Origin of the sequence: Terrabacter terrae, from assembly GCF_039529575.1 — a bacterium.
Classification (GTDB): Bacteria; Actinomycetota; Actinomycetes; order Actinomycetales; family Dermatophilaceae; genus Terrabacter; species Terrabacter terrae.
Window position 1 is genome coordinate 1 of record NZ_BAAANB010000222.1, and the last position, 4,594, is coordinate 4,594.

Below are 4,594 nucleotides of genomic sequence, written 5' to 3' on the forward strand. Positions count from 1 at the left end.
TCGGCGGCGACGTCGCCGAGCTCGGGGAAAGTCTCCCGTGAAACCTTCTCGACGAAGACGTCGAGGATCCCCCCGCAGGTGAGCCCGACGGCATACGCGTCGTCGTCGCTGACGCCGTAGCGCTGGAGCACGGGCGTGCCGGAGGCGACGACCTCCTGGGCCAGCTCGTACACGGCGCCCTCGACGCACCCACCGGAGACGGAGCCGACGGCCTCGCCGCCGGGGCCGACGAGCATCGACGCGCCGGGCTGGCGCGGCGCCGAGCGCCACGTGCCGACGACGGTGCCGATGCCGACGGTCTCGCCGGCCGACCACCACTGCATCATCTCGTCCATCACCTCACGCATCGGCAACCACCTCGATCAGCTCCTCGAACGTCGCGAGCGAGTGCCCGGCGACGAAGTCGTCGACGTGCGGCAGCGCGGCGACGATGCCCTGCTGCACGGGCTGGTAGCCGGCCTTGCCGCGGTGCGGGTTGACCCACACGACGCGGTGCGAGAGCGCGGCGAGGCGGCGCATCTGCTCGCCGAGCAGCTCGGGGCCCTCGCGCTCCCAGCCGTCGGAGAAGACGACGACGACCGAGCCGCGCGCCATCCCGCGCCGACCCCAGCGGTCGAGGAAGGCTCCGATGGCCTCGCCGAGGCGCGTGCCGCCTGACCAGTCGGGGACGACGCGTCCGGCGGCGGCGAGCGCGCGGTCGGGGTCCCGCTCGGTGAGGGCGCGCGTCACGTGGGTCAGACGGGTGCCCATGGTGAAGACCTCGACGTGGGGCACCGTGCGCACGAAGACGTGGGCGAGGCGCAGGAGGCTGTCGGCATACGCGCTCATGGAGCCGGAGACGTCGATGAGCAGGACGATGCGGCGCGGGCGGGTGGCGCGGCGGCGGTGGTGGATGCGGCCGGGCTCGCCGACCCAGCGCAGCTGCTCGCGCAGGGTGGCGGGGCCGTCGATGGTGCCGCTGGTCGCGCGGACGTGGCGGCGGGCGCGGCGCCTCGGGGCGCGGGGGTCGAGGCGGGCGAACAGCCGTGCGGCGGCGGCGCGCTCGGCCGCGCTGAGGGTGGCGACGTCGCGGTGGCGCAGGACCTCCTGGGCGCTGGCGCGGGCCTGGAGCGTGTCGCCCTCGACGTCTCCGGCCTCGCCCTCGGTGCTGTCGAGGGGCGCCTGGTGGGCTGGCGGTCGCACGATGTCGACGCGCTGGCCCCTGCGGAGCGACTCGCCGCCGAACCAGCGCTCGAAGATCTCGTCGTAGATCGGGAAGTCGGCGGGGACGCCGGTGAGGGTGGCGCGGCCGGCCCAGTAGACGCCGGAGCGCTCGGCCATGCCGACGGTGGCGGCGGCGAGGAGGAAGGTGCGTTCCCGGTCGGCGGTGACGTGGACGCCGGCGGCGCGCAGGGCGCGGGCGAAGCCGAGGAGCAGCTCGTCGGGCCGGGGCTCGGCCGGCGGCTCGGCCGGCGGCTCGGTCGGCGGTTCGGTCGGGCTGGTGGGGGGCGGCACGGGGGTCAGGGTCATGCGGTGAGCAGCTTGTCGAGGGAGGCGCGGATCCGTTCGGAGTCCTCGCGGTACTTCAGGGCGGCACCGAGGGTGGCGGCGGCGACCTCGGGGTCGAGCCGGGTGGCGCCGACGGTCTCGAGGGCGCGCGCCCAGTCGAGCGTCTCGGCGACGCCCGGGGGCTTGATGAGCTCGCCGGAGCCGCGGAGGCGCTGGACGAGGGTGACGACCTGCTCGGCCAGGGCTTCGCTCACCTCGGGCAGGCGGGTGCGGACGATCTCGAGCTCGCGGGCCAGGCCCGGGTGGTCGATCCAGTGGTAGAGGCAGCGGCGCTTGAGCGCGTCGTGCAGCTCGCGGGTGCGGTTGGAGGTGAGGACGACGATCGGCGGGGTGGCAGCGCTGACGGTGCCGAGCTCGGGGATCGTCACCTGCCAGGTGGAGAGGACTTCGAGCAGGAAGGCCTCGAACTCGTCGTCGGCGCGGTCGATCTCGTCGATGAGCAGGACGCAGGGGGCTTCTCGCAGCGCCTCGAGGACCGGCCGGGCGAGGAGGAAGCGCTCGTCGAAGAGCTCCGCCTCGAGCACCTTGGGATCGGCGTGCTCGGCGCGGCTGATCGCCTCGACGGTGCGCAGGTGCAGGATCTGGCGCGGGAAGTCCCAGTCGTAGAGGGCCTGGGTGGCGTCGATGCCCTCGTAGCACTGGAGGCGGATGAGGCGCAGGTCGAGCGACTGGGCGAGGGCCTCGGCGAGGGCGGTCTTGCCGGTGCCGGGCTCCCCCTCGAGCAGGATGGGGCGGTTCAGCCGGGTCGCGAGGAACGTCACGGTGGCGAGCGCCTCGTCTGCGAGGTAGCCGGTGCGCCCGAGGGCGGTCCTGACGTCGGCGGCACTGTCGAACACGTGGTCCATTCCCCGAGCATCACCCATGAACGGCTCGTTCGGAAGCAGAGGGCCTGGCGCGTTGGCGTGGCTTGGCCGTCGGGGGTGGCGACCGGTGGTGGCGATCGGGAGGGGGCCGCGCTAGCGGGAGCGCTCGAGCTCCTCGCGGGTGTCGGTGTCGCGGCCGGTGGCGAGGTCGCCGCACTCGACGAGCTGGTGCGGCGTGGTGCGGAAGTACTCGCGGGCGCCGTAGTCGCCGACCGCCATCGCGATGACCGCGTCCCAGTGGTCGCGCCCGATGAGTGCCGGGTGCCCGGGGCTCCCGTTGTAGGCCGCCCGCCTGAGCGTCGTGCGCAGCTCCTTGATCGTGGGGCCGGCGGGTTCGTGCAGGTCGACGGCGTGCTCGGCGGGGTCGGGGTGGGGCGAGTGGTCGTTGTCGACGTGGCCGAGGGCGTCGAGGACTCGTGCGACGACCTCAGGGGTGAGGTCCGGCAGGTCGACCAGGGTGACGAGGACGGCGTCGACGCAGCCCTCGCCCTCGTGGGTGGAGCGGGTCAGTGCGCTGAGGCCGGCGCGGAGGGAGGCGCCCATGCCTTCGTCCCAGTCGGGGCACCGGACGACGTCGAGGTCGCGGCCCAAGGTCGAGACGATGGCGGTGACCTCCTCGGCGGCGGCGCCCACGACGACGGTGATGCCGGCGCAGCCGCCGGCGTGCAGCAGGGTGACGGCGCGCTCGACGAGAGTCGGCTCGTCGGGACGGTGCCTCAGGAGGGCTTTGGGGCCGCCCATGCGCCGGCCGGCCCCGGCGGCGAGCACGAGGCCCCGGACGTGCGCGGCTCGCCCATGCACGGCGGCTGGGTGCGGCGTGGTGTCGCTCTCACTCACAGCCGGAACGTACCCGTGACGCTGCACATTCTGGCGACTGGGTCGAACCGCTGGTGCGCTGCCATGAGGCGCCCATCCCGCCAACATGGGCGCGGCACACCGCCGCGGGTCGGATGCCCCCGCGTCTTACCGCCGCCCACCGGGCACATTGGTTACCGGATCTGCTGCGAAGGCTGAATGCCCTCCTGAATCCCCTCGCCTGGGTGGTCAAACCTCGTCCGGCGTTTGGATGGACTCGTCGCGAGTGCGCTCCGGGTTCTCAGTGCGCGCCTCTGACTCGGCGAGTATCGCGCGGGCCTGCATCTCGGGGTCATCGCTGCCTGCCGCCTGTTCCTCCGGCAAGAGCTCGGCGCGCGTCTGGATCGGGTCCTTGGGGTGGTGTCCTCGGCTCATCGCCCGACGATACCCGCGCACGTGCCGTCGATGCGGCCGTCGTCTCCGGGGCACCGCGCGTGGCGGAACACGGCCCGCCCGTGCGACGGGCTGAGCCTCGCCGAAATGCGCCTGACGCGCGGCTCCACCGTCAGCTTTCCGCTTCGCCGCCACTCAGGCGGGCGGGGAGATGGCCAAAGCTGTCTCCAGGCTGGCGACGTGCTCGTCCTTGAGCACGCCCCGAGCCGGCGGTCGACATCGACGTGCTCTTGCAGGGTGTCGACTCGGCGACGGTCCTCGGCGGCTTGCGTCCGCTGTTCCGCTGCTGCCCGGCCACTTCGTCCGCGCGGGCCTCCCTGGCATCCGCCAGGTCGCAGGAGCGCTGCGACTGGAGGCGCAGGGCGTCGATGTTCGCCCAATGCTGGTCATCTGCTCCGCGTAGCGCCTCGAGCTGCCGGTACACCTCTGCGTCATCACGCTCAAGGACCTGCGCCGTGGCCCTTCGCGCCGCGAGTCCCGACTGGCAGGCGCGCTCCCAGGTTCGACGGGGCGGTTCAGCTCAGAGTCCATCAAAGGATCGACCGGTGATCTGTTCGGAGGTGATCCCGATGAAGATGGTGCGCGTCCCCGCGGCCCAGGGCTGGGCGCCCTGGATCATCCACAGGTGGTTCAGCAGCGCCGGTGAGGCGATCGCCTGCGCGCGGCCGCGGACGAGGACGCTCCACCCGGTGCGCCGGGTGAGGTCCAGCTCATCCACCTCGAGGACCACCTGAGTGAGCCGGACCAGTTCGGACAGCAGCCCGAAAGGGGAGGTGCGCAGGACCAGGAGGTCGTTGACCGGCGTGTAGCTGACGGGAAGGATCATCGGACCGGTGCCGGCGTTCCAGCCGATCCGGCCCACGTCGCGCGAGTCGAGCAGTGCCTGACACTCGGCAGCCTTGAGCTCGCTCCAGTTGACCAGTCGCGAGCCGTGA

The 4,594-nt window shown here is 73.0% G+C and carries 6 protein-coding genes; all 6 read right to left on the reverse strand.

The window, feature by feature from the left end; genetic code table 11:
- Window positions 1–347: XdhC family protein (locus tag ABD194_RS21270; protein WP_343995257.1), on the reverse strand; the 347-nt coding region annotated here is incomplete at its 3' end.
- Window positions 340–1,509: a vWA domain-containing protein gene (locus ABD194_RS21275; RefSeq protein WP_343995259.1), complete on the reverse strand. Its 1,170-nt coding sequence runs from the start codon at window positions 1,507–1,509 to the stop codon at window positions 340–342. The genes ABD194_RS21270 and ABD194_RS21275, both read right to left, overlap by 8 nt.
- Window positions 1,506–2,393 carry an AAA family ATPase gene (locus ABD194_RS21280; protein WP_343995261.1) on the reverse strand — a complete coding sequence of 296 codons (888 nt, stop codon included), beginning with the start codon at window positions 2,391–2,393 and terminating at the stop codon, window positions 1,506–1,508. The genes ABD194_RS21275 and ABD194_RS21280 overlap by 4 nt, the downstream gene beginning before the upstream one ends.
- A gap of 111 nt (window positions 2,394–2,504) precedes the next feature.
- The gene (locus ABD194_RS21285) at window positions 2,505–3,248 is read right to left on the reverse strand and encodes a nucleotidyltransferase family protein (RefSeq protein ID WP_343995263.1); all 744 of its coding nucleotides are present in this window, start codon (window positions 3,246–3,248) and stop codon (window positions 2,505–2,507) included.
- Between the two features lie 207 nt (window positions 3,249–3,455).
- Window positions 3,456–3,641, reverse strand: a complete 186-nt coding sequence (locus tag ABD194_RS21290) for a hypothetical protein (RefSeq protein WP_343995265.1) — start codon at window positions 3,639–3,641, stop codon at window positions 3,456–3,458.
- 538 nt (window positions 3,642–4,179) lie between these two features.
- Window positions 4,180–4,594 (reverse strand): pyridoxamine 5'-phosphate oxidase family protein (locus ABD194_RS21295; protein ID WP_343995267.1); only part of this gene is annotated, 415 nt, incomplete at its 5' end.

What these genes read in the sequence shown, in the direction of transcription:
- ABD194_RS21280 (WP_343995261.1), bottom strand. Translation starts at nt 2,393, where the DNA reads ATGGACCACGTGTTCGACAGTGCCGCCGACGTCAGGACCGCCCTCGGG.
- ABD194_RS21275 (WP_343995259.1), bottom strand. Translation starts at nt 1,509, where the DNA reads ATGACCCTGACCCCCGTGCCGCCCCCCACCAGCCCGACCGAACCGCCG.
- ABD194_RS21290 (WP_343995265.1), bottom strand. Translation starts at nt 3,641, where the DNA reads ATGAGCCGAGGACACCACCCCAAGGACCCGATCCAGACGCGCGCCGAG.